Origin of the sequence: Streptomyces sp. NPDC059008 (assembly GCF_042749045.1) — a bacterium.
Taxonomy (GTDB): Bacteria; Actinomycetota; Actinomycetes; order Streptomycetales; family Streptomycetaceae; genus Streptomyces.
This window is the reverse complement of the sequence record NZ_JBHYJC010000001.1, coordinates 306,794-321,280: the sequence shown is the minus strand read 5'-3', so window position 1 is coordinate 321,280 and position 14,487 is coordinate 306,794. Positions and strand designations below refer to the sequence as shown.

The 14,487-nt window shown below is 69.4% G+C and carries 10 protein-coding genes and 1 tRNA gene; all 11 read left to right on the top strand.

All coding sequences use genetic code 11. From position 1 onward, the window contains the following. The first annotated feature begins 740 nt into the window (after positions 1 to 740). The 11 genes from dnaN to ACFWZH_RS01410 all read left to right on the top strand — a co-directional run bounded on the left by dnaN (position 741) and on the right by ACFWZH_RS01410 (position 14,485). Entirely contained in the window at positions 741 to 1,871 is a 1,131-nt protein-coding gene (gene dnaN, locus ACFWZH_RS01460; protein ID WP_033266997.1) for a DNA polymerase III subunit beta, read from the top strand. A gap of 216 nt (positions 1,872 to 2,087) precedes the next feature. Continuing rightward, positions 2,088 to 2,966 (top strand): phosphogluconate dehydrogenase (NAD(+)-dependent, decarboxylating), encoded by an 879-nt coding sequence (gene gnd / locus ACFWZH_RS01455; protein ID WP_384424228.1) that lies wholly within the window; start codon positions 2,088 to 2,090, stop codon positions 2,964 to 2,966. Between the two features lie 59 nt (positions 2,967 to 3,025). Continuing rightward, positions 3,026 to 4,162, top strand: a complete 1,137-nt coding sequence (gene recF, locus ACFWZH_RS01450) for a DNA replication/repair protein RecF (RefSeq protein ID WP_384424227.1) — start codon at positions 3,026 to 3,028, stop codon at positions 4,160 to 4,162. Then, positions 4,159 to 4,692, top strand: coding sequence for a DUF721 domain-containing protein (locus ACFWZH_RS01445; protein ID WP_384424226.1), 534 nt, complete (start codon positions 4,159 to 4,161; stop codon positions 4,690 to 4,692). The genes recF and ACFWZH_RS01445 overlap by 4 nt, the downstream gene beginning before the upstream one ends. Before the next feature lie 297 nt (positions 4,693 to 4,989). Continuing rightward, positions 4,990 to 7,044 carry a DNA topoisomerase (ATP-hydrolyzing) subunit B gene (gyrB, locus tag ACFWZH_RS01440; RefSeq protein ID WP_384424617.1) on the top strand — a complete coding sequence of 685 codons (2,055 nt, stop codon included), beginning with the start codon at positions 4,990 to 4,992 and terminating at the stop codon, positions 7,042 to 7,044. Between the two features lie 50 nt (positions 7,045 to 7,094). Further along, a complete protein-coding gene (gyrA, locus tag ACFWZH_RS01435) occupies positions 7,095 to 9,686 on the top strand; it encodes a DNA gyrase subunit A (RefSeq protein WP_384424225.1) in 2,592 nt (863 codons plus the stop codon). Between the two features lie 15 nt (positions 9,687 to 9,701). Then, positions 9,702 to 10,412 carry a DUF3566 domain-containing protein gene (locus tag ACFWZH_RS01430; protein WP_384424224.1) on the top strand — a complete coding sequence of 237 codons (711 nt, stop codon included), beginning with the start codon at positions 9,702 to 9,704 and terminating at the stop codon, positions 10,410 to 10,412. 88 nt (positions 10,413 to 10,500) lie between these two features. Then, a tRNA-Ile gene (locus ACFWZH_RS01425) sits at positions 10,501 to 10,574 on the top strand. 189 nt (positions 10,575 to 10,763) lie between these two features. Continuing rightward, complete coding sequence (locus ACFWZH_RS01420; RefSeq protein ID WP_003958712.1) at positions 10,764 to 10,898, top strand: DLW-39 family protein; 135 nt, start codon at positions 10,764 to 10,766, stop codon at positions 10,896 to 10,898. Positions 10,899 to 11,129: 231 nt separating this feature from the next. Further along, positions 11,130 to 13,058, top strand: coding sequence for a VWA domain-containing protein (locus ACFWZH_RS01415; protein WP_384424223.1), 1,929 nt, complete (start codon positions 11,130 to 11,132; stop codon positions 13,056 to 13,058). A gap of 32 nt (positions 13,059 to 13,090) precedes the next feature. Continuing rightward, positions 13,091 to 14,485, top strand: coding sequence for a hypothetical protein (locus ACFWZH_RS01410; protein WP_384424222.1), 1,395 nt, complete (start codon positions 13,091 to 13,093; stop codon positions 14,483 to 14,485). Positions 14,486 to 14,487: the final 2 nt, after the last annotated feature.

Genomic DNA, 14,487 nt, shown 5'->3' with positions numbered 1-14,487 from the left:
GTGCCTGGTCACGGCCTCTCTCCACAGATTGGGCAAGATTCTTCCGTCCACACCCTGGGGAGAGGAAAGTTATCCCTGTGGGATCCACAGGCTGGGCTTCTGACGGAGCATCGGGGGAGGTCAGCCGCGTGTGGAATTGTGGCCAAGCGCTCTCCACAGGCTGTGGACAGCGCATCCGTCCACAGGGAGGTGGATGTCTTGTCCACCGGCCGCCCACAGGAGAGCCGCTGTTGTCCCCAGCGATCACCGGCTTCTCCACACCCCTGTCCACTGTTCGGCAACGCAACACCCCTCCTCACCGCGCCGAGTGAAAGCGGTCACACCAAGGTGGTGGGTTGGGCTGTGGGGAACGTGGGTAAAGCTGGGGACGGCACTGGGGAGAAGTACCCCTCCCCTGTGTATCGGGTGTGCAGAACTTCGGGCGGTCCACAGAACCCCCGGCTTTTCCACGGCCGCCGCCCACAGGGGCAGTGGACAAAAAATCCGCGTTGACCTGCGCAAAGGCAGTTGTCCACGGTTTCCACAGCCCCTACTACTACGACCACGGATATCTACCGGGGAACTCGCTCGGAAACGGGGCCTGTGCACAAGTTGGCCGCCGGACGTCCGGGACCGGTCGAGTCGACTTGACCCCGAGCCGCACCGACTGTCGGTGGCGTGCGTCAGACTGGTCTCCGGCAACCCAGCCGACGAAGAAGGCCAGCAGGGCGAGAGCCAGCAACAGCAGGAGGCGGTTTCCGGTGAAGATCCGGGTGGAGCGCGATGTACTCGCGGAGGCAGTGGCCTGGGCGGCCAAGAGCCTCCCGGCCCGTCCGCCGGTGCCCGTCCTCGCGGGCCTGCTGCTGAAGGCGGAGGACGGCGCACTGAGCCTCTCCGGCTTCGACTACGAGGTCTCGGCGCGGGTCTCGGTGGAGGCCGAGGTCGAGGAGGAGGGCACGGTCCTGGTCTCCGGCCGACTGCTCGCCGACATCTGCCGTGCGCTCCCCAACCGCCCGGTGGAGATTTCCACCGACGGTGTACGAGTGACCGTCGTCTGCGGCTCCTCGCGGTTCACCCTCCACACCCTCCCTGTGGAGGAGTACCCGTCCCTGCCGACCATGCCCACCGCCACCGGCACCGTCCCCGGTGAGGTCTTCGCCGCTGCCGCCGCCCAGGTGGCCATCGCCGCCGGCCGCGACGACACCCTTCCGGTGCTCACCGGCGTACGGATCGAGATCGAGGGCGACACCGTCACCCTGGCCTCCACCGACCGCTACCGCTTCGCGGTGCGCGAGTTCCTGTGGAAGCCGGAGAGCCCGGACGCCTCCGCGGTCGCGCTGGTGCCGGCGAAGACGCTGCTGGACACCGCCAAGTCGCTGAGCAGCGGCGACACCGTCACGCTCGCGCTGTCCGGCTCCGGCCAGGGCGAGGGCCTGATCGGTTTCGAGGGCGCCGGCCGGCGGACGACGACGCGTCTGCTGGAGGGCGACCTGCCCAAGTACCGCACGCTCTTCCCGACCGAGTTCAACTCCGTCGCCGTGATCGAGACCGCCCCGTTCGTCGAGGCCGTCAAGCGTGTGGCGCTGGTGGCCGAGCGGAACACGCCGGTCCGGCTGAGCTTCGAGCAGGGCGTGCTGATCCTGGAGGCCGGCTCCAGCGACGATGCACAGGCTGTGGAGAGGGTCGACGCGGATCTGGACGGCGACGACATCTCGATCGCCTTCAACCCCGGCTTCCTGCTGGAGGGCCTGTCCGCCATCGACTCCCCGGTGGCCCAGCTGTCCTTCACGACGTCCACCAAGCCGGCGCTGCTGAGCGGCCGCCCGGCCAAGGACGCCGAGGCGGACGACGCGTACAAGTACCTGATCATGCCGGTGCGGCTGTCGGGCTGACGGCTGCGAGCGCGCGGGTCCGCCGCGCGCTGCGGCACACGCCGGTGCGGCCGTCGGCCGGCACCGGACCGAGCGTCCGGACGCTCATCGGAGCCCTTGCGGCGACTGGCTGACAGGGCCCCGATGAGCGGCTGAGCCCACAGCTGTGCACGGAGCTGCGGGCGTAGGCTCGGACTCGGGAACACCAGCAACGACTACGTGCAAAGAGGGTCTCTGATGGAGCTCGGTCTCGTCGGTCTCGGCAAGATGGGCGGCAACATGCGCGAGCGCATTCGCCGCGCCGGCCACACCGTCGTCGGTTACGACCGCAACCCGGACCTGGCGGATGTGAACAGCCTCCAGGAGCTTGTGGGCAAGCTCAAGGGTCCGCGGGTGGTCTGGGTCATGGTGCCGGCCGGCGCCGCCACCCAGTCCACGATCGACGAGCTGGCCGAGCTGCTCTCCCCGGGCGACATCGTCGTGGACGGCGGCAACTCCCGCTGGACCGACGACGAGAAGCACGCCGAGGAGCTCAAGGCCAAGGGCATCGGCTTCGTCGACTGCGGTGTCTCCGGCGGCGTCTGGGGCCTGGAGAACGGCTATGCGCTGATGTACGGCGGCGAGAAGGACGACGTCGCCAAGGTGCAGCCGATCTTCGACGCCCTCAAGCCCGAGGGCGAGTTCGGCTCGGTGCACGCCGGCAAGGTCGGCGCCGGTCACTTCGCCAAGATGGTCCACAACGGCATCGAGTACGCGATGATGCAGGCCTTCGCCGAGGGCTGGGAGCTGCTGGAGAAGGTCGACTCCGTCACGGACGTCCGCGAGGTCTTCCGCTCCTGGCAGGAGGGCACGGTCATCCGCTCCTGGCTGCTCGACCTGGCCGTCAACGCGCTCGACGACGACGAGCACCTGGACAAGCTGCGCGGTTTCGCACAGGACTCCGGCGAGGGCCGGTGGACCGTGGAGGCCGCCATCGACAACGCCGTGCCGCTGCCCGCGATCACGGCCTCGCTGTTCGCGCGCTTCGCGTCCCGCCAGGACGACTCCCCGCAGATGAAGATGATCGCCGCGCTGCGCAACCAGTTCGGCGGCCACGCGGTCGAGAACAAGAAGTAACCCACAGTAACCGCCGTAGCGGCAAGGAACAGAGAGCCGGGGGAGGTCGGCGCACCGCCATGCACGTATCGCATCTGTCGCTCGCCGACTTCCGCTCGTACGCCCGGGTCGAGGTCCCGCTCGACCCGGGCGTCACGGCTTTCGTGGGCCCCAACGGCCAGGGCAAGACCAACCTGGTCGAGGCGGTCGGCTATCTGGCCACGCTCGGCAGCCACCGGGTCTCCTCGGACGCCCCGCTGGTGCGGATGGGCGCCGAGCGGGCGGTCATCCGCGCCGCGGTCGTCCAGGGCGAGCGCCAGCAGCTGATCGAGCTGGAGCTGAACCCCGGCCGGGCCAATCGCGCCCGTATCAACCGGTCCTCGCAGGTCAGACCGCGTGATGTGCTCGGCATCGTACGGACGGTGCTGTTCGCGCCGGAGGATCTGGCGCTGGTCAAGGGCGACCCCGGGGAGCGCCGGCGGTTCCTGGACGAGCTGATCACCGCGCGCTCGCCGCGGATGGCCGGGGTGCGTTCGGACTACGACCGCGTCCTCAAGCAGCGCAACACCCTGCTCAAGACCGCGGCGCTGGCGCGGCGGCACGGCGGGCGGCAGATGGACCTGTCGACGCTGGACGTATGGGACCAGCACCTGGCGCGGGCCGGGGCCGAGCTGCTGGCGCAGCGCCTCGATCTGATCGCCGCGCTGCAGCCGCTCGCGGACAAGGCCTATGAGCAGCTGGCGCCCGGCGGTGGGCCGCTGACGCTGGAGTACCGCGGTTCGGCGGGCGAGGCGATGGCCGCCGCCTCGACCCGCGAGGAGCTGTACGGCGTGCTGCTGGCGGCGCTCGGCGAGGCCCGCAAGGGGGAGATCGAGCGCGGGGTGACGCTGGTCGGCCCGCATCGGGACGATCTGCTGCTCAAGCTGGGGCAGCTGCCGGCCAAGGGCTACGCCAGTCACGGCGAGTCCTGGTCGTATGCGCTGGCGCTGCGGCTGGCCTCGTACGACCTGCTGCGTGCCGAGGGCAATGAGCCGGTGCTGGTGCTCGACGACGTCTTCGCCGAGCTGGACGCGCGGCGCCGGGAGCGGTTGGCGGAGCTGGTGGCCCCGGGCGAGCAGGTGCTGGTGACCGCCGCGGTGGACGACGATGTGCCCGGGGTGCTGACCGGCGCCCGCTACGCGGTGGCGGACGGTGCCGTGGAGAGGGTGGCCTCGTGAGTGAGGAGCAGCCCGGCCGCCCCAAGCCTCCGGAGCTGTCCGGTGTGGATCTGGCCCGGCAGGCGCTGGTGGCCGCCAAGGAGCAGGCGCGTGCGCGGGGCGCGGCCGCACAGCAGAAGAAACAGGCCCGGCGCGGCGGACTGCGCTCGGGAGCGCGGGCGGACGGCCGCGATCCGCTGCCGCTCGGGGCGGCGATCAACCGGCTGATCACGGAGCGCGGCTGGGAGACCCCGGCCGCGGTCGGCGGGGTGATGGGGCGCTGGCCGCAGCTGGTCGGGCCCGAGGTGGCGCAGCACTGCGAGCCGCAGAAGTACGACGAGGACGCCCGGGTGCTGACGGTGGGGTGCGATTCGACGGCGTGGGCGACGCAGCTGCGGCTGCTGGCTCCGACGTTGGTGGCGCGGCTCAACGAGGACCTGGGCCACGGCACCGTAAAGCTGATCAAGGTGCTGGGTCCCGGCGGCCCCGCGCGCCGGTACGGAGCGCTGCGGGCACCGGGCAGCAAGGGCCCCGGAGATACCTACGGGTGAGCCCCCGGGCCCCGGTAAACGCATGAGGCGGATGAGACTCCGCTCACGGTAGCCGGCGGTTGACAGTCGGAAGCGCTGAGTGCCCGTGTGAGCGTCCTGGGGCCCCTTCTCGGATATGGGGAGTCGGCGGACGCCAGTTCAGGGCGGCACATGACGACTCAGGTGCCTGCAAACCCCCATGAGTGTCAGCGCTACCGGTAGACTGGTGGCAATCCCGCCCACTCGCGGAATATGTCGAACGACGCAGCCGCTCCCGCCTGTCCTCACGGGGTGACCCGCACAGGCGCGGAAGGGCTTGTGCTGTGCCAGAAAGGGCGCTTCGTGGCCGACTCCGGCGACCTCAACGAGAACAACACGGCTTCTACTGAAGAGGGGGTTCCTGCCGGCGCCCTGGGCGACTCCTCGGTGGAGAAGTCGTACGACGCCAGCGCGATCACCGTCCTCGAAGGCCTGGACGCGGTTCGCAAGCGCCCCGGCATGTACATCGGCTCGACGGGCGAGCGCGGTCTGCACCACCTCGTGCAAGAGGTCGTCGACAACTCCGTCGACGAGGCGATGGCGGGGCACGCCGACACCATCGACGTGACGATCCTGTCCGACGGCGGCGTGCGGGTGGTCGACAACGGCCGCGGCATCCCCGTCGGCATCGTGCCGTCCGAGAACAAGCCGGCAGTCGAGGTCGTGCTGACCGTCCTGCACGCCGGCGGCAAGTTCGGCGGCGGCGGATACGCGGTCTCCGGTGGTCTGCACGGCGTGGGCGTCTCCGTCGTCAACGCGCTGTCGACGCGCGTCGCGGTGGAGATCAAGACCGACGGTTACCGCTGGACGCAGGACTACAAGCAGGGTGTGCCGACCGCCCCGCTGGCCAAGCACGAGGCCACGGAGGACTCCGGTACCTCGGTGACGTTCTGGGCCGACCCGGACATCTTCGAGACCACCACCTACAGCTTCGAGACGCTCTCCCGGCGCTTCCAGGAGATGGCGTTCCTCAACAAGGGCCTCTCGATCGCGCTGCGCGACGAGCGCCCGGACCATGTGGACGAGGACGGCAACCCCCTCGCGGTCCGGTACCACTACGAGGGCGGCATCGTCGACTTCGTGAAGTACCTCAACTCGCGCAAGGGCGAGCTGGTGCATCCGACGGTGATCGCGGTGGAGGCCGAGGACAAGGAGCGGATGCTCTCGGTCGAGCTGGCGATGCAGTGGAACACCCAGTACAGCGAGGGTGTCTACAGCTTCGCCAACACCATCCACACCCATGAGGGCGGTACCCACGAAGAGGGCTTCCGCGCGGCGCTGACGGGTCTGATCAACCGCTACGCCCGCGACAAGAAGCTGCTGCGCGAGAAGGACGACAACCTCACGGGTGAGGACATCCGCGAGGGTCTGACGGCGATCATCTCGGTCAAGCTCGGCGAGCCGCAGTTCGAGGGCCAGACCAAGACGAAGCTGGGCAACACCGAGGCCAAGACCTTTGTGCAGAAGGTCGTCCACGAGCACCTCACGGACTGGCTCGACCGCAACCCCAACGAGGCCGCGGACATCGTCCGCAAGGGCATCCAGGCGGCGACCGCCCGGGTGGCCGCCCGTAAGGCGCGCGATCTGACCCGCCGTAAGGGCCTGCTGGAGACGGCGTCGCTGCCGGGCAAGCTGAGCGACTGCCAGTCCAACGACCCCACCAAGTGCGAGATCTTCATCGTCGAGGGTGACTCCGCCGGCGGCTCGGCCAAGTCCGGCCGGAACCCGGAGTACCAGGCGATCCTGCCGATCCGAGGAAAGATCCTCAACGTCGAGAAGGCACGGGTCGACAAGATCCTGCAGAACAACGAGGTCCAGGCGCTGATCTCGGCGTTCGGCACGGGCGTGCACGAGGACTTCGACATCGAGAAGCTCCGCTATCACAAGATCATTCTGATGGCGGACGCCGACGTCGACGGTCAGCACATCAACACCCTGCTGCTCACGTTCCTCTTCCGCTTCATGCGCCCGCTGGTCGAGGCCGGACACGTCTACCTCTCCCGCCCCCCGCTGTACAAGATCAAGTGGGGTCGGGACGACTTCGAGTACGCCTACTCCGACGCGGAGCGGGACGCCCTGGTAGAGCTCGGCAAGCAGAACGGCAAGCGGATCCGAGAGGACTCCATCCAGCGGTTCAAGGGTCTCGGCGAGATGAACGCCGAGGAGCTGCGGGTGACGACCATGGACATCGACCACCGCGTTCTCGGCCAGGTCTCCCTGGACGACGCGGCCCGCGCCGACGACCTGTTCTCGGTGCTCATGGGTGAGGACGTCGAGGCACGCCGCTCGTTCATCCAGCGCAACGCCAAGGACGTCCGCTTCCTCGACATCTGAGCCCTGTCGGCCCGAACAACAGCCGCAGCTCGAAAGGACTTTGAACCACCATGGCCGACGAGAACCCCCCTGTGACCCCGGACGGCGTGACCGCCGAGGGCGCGCCCGCCGCCATCGAGGGCGTCGGGATGCGCGTCGAGCCCGTCGGGCTCGAGACGGAGATGCAGCGCTCCTACCTCGACTACGCGATGTCCGTCATCGTCTCGCGTGCGCTGCCGGACGTCCGCGACGGCCTCAAGCCCGTCCACCGCCGCGTGCTGTACGCGATGTACGACGGCGGCTACCGCCCCGAGAAGGGCTTCTACAAGTGCGCCCGCGTCGTCGGCGACGTCATGGGTACGTACCACCCGCACGGCGACTCCTCGATCTACGACGCGCTGGTGCGCCTGGCGCAGCCGTGGTCGATGCGGATGCCGCTGGTGGACTCCAACGGCAACTTCGGTTCTCCGGGCAACGACCCGGCCGCGGCGATGCGGTACACCGAGTGCAAGATGAAGTCGCTGTCCATGGAGATGCTCCGGGACATCGACGAGGAGACCGTCGACTTCCAGGACAACTACGACGGCCGTAACCAGGAGCCGACGGTCCTGCCGTCCCGCTTCCCCAACCTGCTGATCAACGGCTCGGCCGGTATCGCGGTCGGTATGGCCACCAACATCCCGCCGCACAACCTGCGCGAGGTCGCGGCCGGTGCCCAGTGGGCGCTGGAGCACCCGGAGGCCTCCCACGAGGAGCTGCTCGAGGCGCTGATCGAGCGGATCAAGGGCCCGGACTTCCCCACCGGCGCGCTGGTGGTGGGCCGCAAGGGCATCGAGGAGGCCTACCGCACCGGCCGCGGCTCGATCACGATGCGTGCCGTGGTGGCGGTCGAGGAGATCCAGAACCGCCAGTGCCTGGTGGTCACCGAGCTGCCCTACCAGGTCAACCCGGACAACCTCGCGCAGAAGATCGCCGACCTGGTGAAGGACGGCAAGATCGGCGGCATCGCGGACGTCCGCGACGAGACCTCCTCGCGCACCGGCCAGCGCCTGGTGATCGTCCTCAAGCGGGACGCGGTCGCCAAGGTCGTCCTGAACAACCTCTACAAGCACACCGATCTGCAGACCAACTTCGGTGCGAACATGCTCGCCCTGGTGGACGGCGTGCCGCGCACGCTCTCCCTGGACGCGTTCATCCGCAACTGGGTGACGCACCAGATCGAGGTCATCGTCCGCCGTACGAAGTTCCGGCTGCGCAAGGCCGAGGAGCGGGCGCACATCCTGCGCGGTCTGCTCAAGGCGCTGGACGCGATCGACGAGGTCATCGCGCTGATCCGGCGCAGTGAGACGGTCGACGTGGCCCGCGAGGGCCTGATGGGCCTGCTGGAGATCGACGAGATCCAGGCCAACGCGATCCTGGAGATGCAGCTGCGCCGGCTGGCCGCCCTGGAGCGCCAGAAGATCACCGCCGAGCACGACGAGCTGCAGCGCAAGATCAACGAGTACAACGCGATCCTGGCCTCCCCGGAGCGCCAGCGTCAGATCATCAGCGAGGAACTCGCCGCGATCGTCGAGAAGTTCGGCGACGACCGGCGCTCGAAGCTGGTGCCCTTCGAGGGCGACATGTCCATCGAGGACCTGATCGCCGAGGAGGACATCGTCGTCACGATCACCCGTGGCGGCTATGTGAAGCGCACGAAGACCGACGACTACCGCTCCCAGAAGCGCGGCGGCAAGGGCGTACGGGGCACGAAGCTCAAGGAAGACGACATCGTCGACCACTTCTTCGTCTCCACCACCCACCACTGGCTGCTGTTCTTCACGAACAAGGGCCGGGTCTACCGCGCCAAGGCCTACGAGCTCCCCGACGCGGGGCGCGACGCGCGCGGCCAGCACGTCGCCAACCTCCTCGCCTTCCAGCCGGACGAGCAGATCGCACAGATCCTGGCGATCCGCGACTACGAGGCCATGCCGTATCTGGTGCTCGCCACCAAGGCCGGCCTGGTGAAGAAGACCCCGCTCAAGGACTACGACTCCCCGCGCTCCGGCGGTGTGATCGCGATCAACCTGCGCGAGCAGGAGGACGGCTCGGACGACGAGCTGATCGGCGCCGAGCTGGTGTCGGACACCGACGACCTGCTGCTGATCAGCAAGAAGGCCCAGTCGATCCGCTTCACGGCGACGGACGAGGCGCTGCGCCCGATGGGCCGGGCCACGTCCGGTGTGAAGGGCATGAGCTTCCGCGAGGGCGACGAGCTGCTGTCGATGAACGTGGTCCGCGCCGGTACGTACGTCTTCACCGCCACGGACGGCGGGTACGCCAAGCGCACCGCGGTCGACGAGTACCGCGTCCAGGGCCGCGGCGGCCTGGGAATCAAGGCCGCCAAGATCGTCGAGGACCGGGGCTCGCTGGTCGGCGCGCTGGTCGTCGAGGAGACGGACGAGATCCTCGCCATCACCCTCGGCGGTGGCGTGATCCGTACACGGGTCAACGAGGTCCGCGAGACCGGCCGTGACACCATGGGCGTCCAACTGATCAACCTCGGCAAGCGTGATGCCGTCGTCGGCATCGCACGGAACGCCGAGGCCGGCCGGGAAGCCGAGGAGGTCGACGCGGGCGAGGCGCCCGAGGAGGCCGAGGGGACCGAGCTCGCGGCGGAGTAGCGCAAGGAGTAGGTCGTGAGTGGAGCCACGGGCGCTGCGGCGGGTGGACCGGGAGAGAGCAAGGGCTCCCCGTCCGGACCCGCTACCGTGACGGAGCACAGCGCCCGTGGCTCTGCCATTTCTGACAACGGCCCCCGAGACGAGGGCTCGCACCAGGGGAGAACCGTGTCCGACACCCGACAACCACAGCCGCAGCCGCAGTCCCAGCCGCAGCCGCGCCCCCAGGGAGCGGCAGAGGCGGCCCAGGGCGCCCCACAGCAGCCGTATCAGCCGCCTCAGGCGTATCCCACCGGCGAGGGGCAGGACGGCGGGCAGGCGGTGCGCAGGCCGCGTACGGGCGCCCGTACGGTCCCGCGGACGCGCAAGGCCCGGCTGCGGGTGGCGCGGGCCGATCCCTGGTCGGTGATGAAGGTCAGCTTCCTGCTCTCCATCGCGCTGGGCATCTGCACGGTCGTGGCCGTCGCGGTGCTGTGGATGGTCATGAACGCGATGGGGGTCTTCTCCACCGTCGGCGGGACGATCAGCGAGGCGACCGGCTCCGGGGACGGCAGCGGCTTCGACCTGCAGTCGTTCCTGTCGCTGCCGCGGGTGCTGCTGTTCACGTCGATCATCGCGGTGATCGACGTGGTGCTGGCGACCGCGCTGGCCACTCTCGGTGCCTTCATCTACAACCTGTCGGCCGGCTTCGTCGGCGGTGTGGAGCTCACGCTCGCCGAGGACGAGTGAGTCCCCGGCGGGAGGGCTTCCGGGGGCCCTCGGGAACCGATTTTGGGAACGCCTCTGAAGTGCGCTAATCTTTCGGTGCAGCGAACGCGCGGCTATAGCTCAGACGGTTAGAGCGCTTCCCTGATAAGGAAGAGGCCCCAGGTTCAAGTCCTGGTAGCCGCACTGCACAATCGGCCCGGCCGGGGAACTCCCCGGCCGGGCCGATTCGTTGTACAGAGGCGGAAGTTGGCTCGTGGCGCAGGCCTCGGACGAGGTGTTGCCGACTGCGGGCTAGGTAACCGATCGGTATCGGCCGGTGTGTATCATCGGCCGACATAGGTCCCCTACGTCAACGAAAGACGAGGTCGCGCGGTGAAGAAGCTTCTCCTGGTCGCACTGGCCGCCATCGGCGGGCTCCTCGTGTACCGCCAGATCCAGGCGGATCGCGCCGAGCAGGATCTGTGGACGGAGGCGACCGACTCCGTGCCCGCAGGTTCGGGTGTCTGAGACCCATAAACGCACAGCACGCTGGTGCGAAACCCCGATTGCCGCTGGGTGATCGGGGTTTCGCATGTCCGGGGCGGTCGGGGTGGCATGCGGCGGCCGTACCGGGGTGGCTGATTGTCGTTGCGGTACCGTGACGGTGATCCTCTTGAGTTTGCTATAGCACACCATTAGCTTGCATTAGCAAAGCTTCTGTCTGTGATGTGACCAGCAGGACACAAGGGGGATCAAGACATGGCACTACGACCATGCAGGGGGGCGGTGGCGTTGCTCGGCGGGCTGTTGCTGGCCCTGACCGCCGCACCGTTTCAGGCCATCGCGGCCACACCCATCAAGGCACCGCCCGCCGAAGGCACCGGCATGGTGATGGTGCTCGACTCGTCGGGCTCGATGGCCGACGACGACGGCTCCGGCAGCACCCGGATCGCCTCCGCCCGCAAGGCCGTCGGCACGGTCGTCGACGCACTGCCCGACGGCTATCCGACCGGCCTGCGGGTCTACGGCGCCGACAAGCCCAAGGGCTGCGACGACACCCGGCTCGCCCAGCCGGTCGCGGCCCTCGACCGCGCGGGCATCAAGAAGGCCGTCGCGGGCCTCGAACCCAAGGGCGACACCCCCATCGGGCTCTCCCTGCGCAAGGCGGCCCAGGACCTCCCACGGCCCGCCGGCGGCTCGATCGGCAAGCGCACGATCCTGCTGATCTCCGACGGCGAGGACAACTGCCAGACCCCGCCGCCGTGCAAGGTCGCCGCCCAACTCGCCGCATCCGGCGTCGATCTGCACATCGACGCCATCGGCTTCCAGGTCGCCGGCAAGGCCCGCAGCCAGCTGGAGTGCATCGCCAAGGCCGGCAACGGCCAGTACTACGACGCGCCTGACGCCAGGTCACTCGCCCGCCAGCTCCAGCGGGCGGGCCAACTTTCCGCGGACGGGTACCGGTTCAAGGGGAAGCCGGTCCGCGGCACGGCGACCAGGAGCGGCGCGCCCGACATCGGTCCCGGGCAGTATCTGGACTCCATCGGGCCCAACGAAGAGCGCTACTACGCCACCGATCTGGACGCCGTCTCGACCGCCGACTTCTCGGCGACCGTGGTGCCGCAGCCCGGCGCGGCTGTCGACTCCCTCGACACACTGCGCACCCGGATCGCCTACGGCACCGACAGCTCCTGCGACTCCACCAGTGAGATGTTCGGGCAGACCGAGGGCGCCACGCCGCTGACCTCGGGTGTGAGCCGGGTCCCCTCGCAGGGTGGTACCAGCACCTGCGACAAGGCGGGCCGCTACTGGCTGGTCGTCGAGCGCAAGGCCGCCAAGGGTTCGGACGCCGCGCGCTGGCCGATGGAGCTGACGTTTCACGTGGAACAACCGCTGGCGAAGGGGGTCACCCCCGCCCAGTCCGAGCCGGAGTACGGCGCGGGCGACAAGGACGCCACCCTGCCGACCGGTGCATCCAAGGACGTCACCGGCGGCACCGGCTTCAACGACGCCCGGACGCTGCACCCGGGTGTCTGGCGGGACAAGATCCTGCCGGCGCAGACCCTTTGGTACAAGGTCCCGGTCGGCTGGGGCCAGCAACTCCGCTACGACGTGGAGTTCGGCAACGAGCCGACGGTCAGGGGGTACAGCTCCCATATCTCCTACGGAGCCACCCAGGTCTATACGCCGTTCCGCGCGCCGGTCGGCAGCGGTGCCGGCCAGTTCAGCCGGCATGCGTCCTACGACGGGCGGCTGGCGGCGCTCAGCATGGGAACGGTCCCGGTCTCCTGGACCAACCGCTACGAGACGCACCCCAATGTGATTCCCGTGCACCACAAGGGCGACTTCTATCTGGCGGTGACGCTGGGCGCCAAGGCCTCCCAGATCGCGGAGAATCCGCGGATCGGTGTGGTGCTGCGGGTCGCCGTGCTGGGCAAGGAGAAGTCCGGTCCCGAAGCCGGTGCCTCCGCGGCCAAGGTCGACACCTCCCCGGGCGAATCCGGGCGCTCGGCGGACGGCGGGGACGGCGGCGGTGGAGGATGGTCCACCGGACGTGTGGTGGCTCTCGCCGTCGGTGGAGTGGGCGTGCTGCTGCTGGCCGGTCTCGCGCTGGCCTACGTACGGGCGCGCAGGAAGCCGGCGGCCGCAGAGGGGAATTCGGATCCGATGAGGGGTGGCTCGTGGTGACGGGGCGCATGACGACTCGGACGGTGTTTCACGTGAAACACCGCAACAGAGTGGTCGCCGTGCTGGCGGCGCTCGCAGCGGTGACGGTCCTGCCGGGAACGGTGGGGGTGGCCTCGGCCGACGAGGTCCCGGGCTACCGGACGGCGGACGGCGCCACGACCGTCACGGGAACCGCCAGCGCCACGGACGCACCGCAGCTCAAGCCCGGGCTGCACACCGACGCCATCAAGCGCGGCGAGCAGAAGTACTACGCCGTCACGCTCGACGCCAAGCACAGCGCGTACTTCTCGGTGACCGCCGCACCCAAGCCCGGTACCAAGGTCGAGGACTACGGCGACAAGCTGACCCTCAACGTCCAGGACAGCAGCGGCGCCACCTGCGACAGCGAAGCCAGCCCGTCCTTCAACGGCGGTGGCATGGTCTATCCGGTCGCCGACTACGCCACCCGCCGCATCGGCGCCGACCGTGCGGGCTGCCAGAAGGCGGGCCCGTACTACCTGGTGGTCACCCGCAAGGGATCGGCGACCTCTGGACCCGAGACCTGGCCGGTCGAGCTGGACTACCTCGAAGAGCCCCCGCTCAAGGGCAACACCCCCGCCCAGCCGGGCCAGGGAACCTGGAGCACCGCCGCGCCGCCGTTCCGTACGGACCCCACCAAGCGCAGCGCCAAGGGAGGCACCGGCTTCAACGATGCGGGCTCGGTGGCCACCGGCGTCTGGCGGGACCGGATCAGGCCGGGCGAGACCCGCTTCTACCGCGTACCGGTGGACTGGGGGCAGCGGCTCAACCTGAGCGCGGAGCTGCCGAACGCCTCCGCCGGCACCTCCTCGGGCTTCCTCGCCAGGGCGCTCAGGCTGGCCGTCTACAACCCGGCGCGCGGCGCGGTCGGCGACGGCACCTTCGCTTCGTTCACCGGCAAGCCGGCCGGGGCCAAGGAGTTCACCGCGCCCGTCGACTACGGCAACCGCTTCAACGCGTCCCGCGAGATCAGCGCGATGCGGTTCGCCGGCTGGTACTACCTCGAGGTCAGCCTGCACCCCGATGCCGCGCAGTACTTCCCCAAGGGCACCCCGCTCACCCTCCGGGTGGACGTCCGCGGCGCCGCCAAGGCCGGGCCCGGCTACGCCGAGCCGACCAGCGTGTTCTCCGTGACGCCCGAGGACCAGGAGACGGCGCAGAACGGCCAGACCGCGCAGGAGGCGGCAAAGAGCGGCACGCTGCTGACGGTGGCCTACGTCGGGATCGGCACGGGTGTGGTGCTGCTGGTGGGGCTGGGGGCGTGGACGCTGCTGGCCCGCCGGTCGGCGGCCGCGGCCCCGGGTGCTGCCGGCGGACCGGGGGCACAGCCCGTGCTGCCGCACCAGCCGACGCAGTCCGCCCAACAGGCCCGGCACACCCAGCAGTCCGGGCCGCCGCAGGGCTGGTAGCG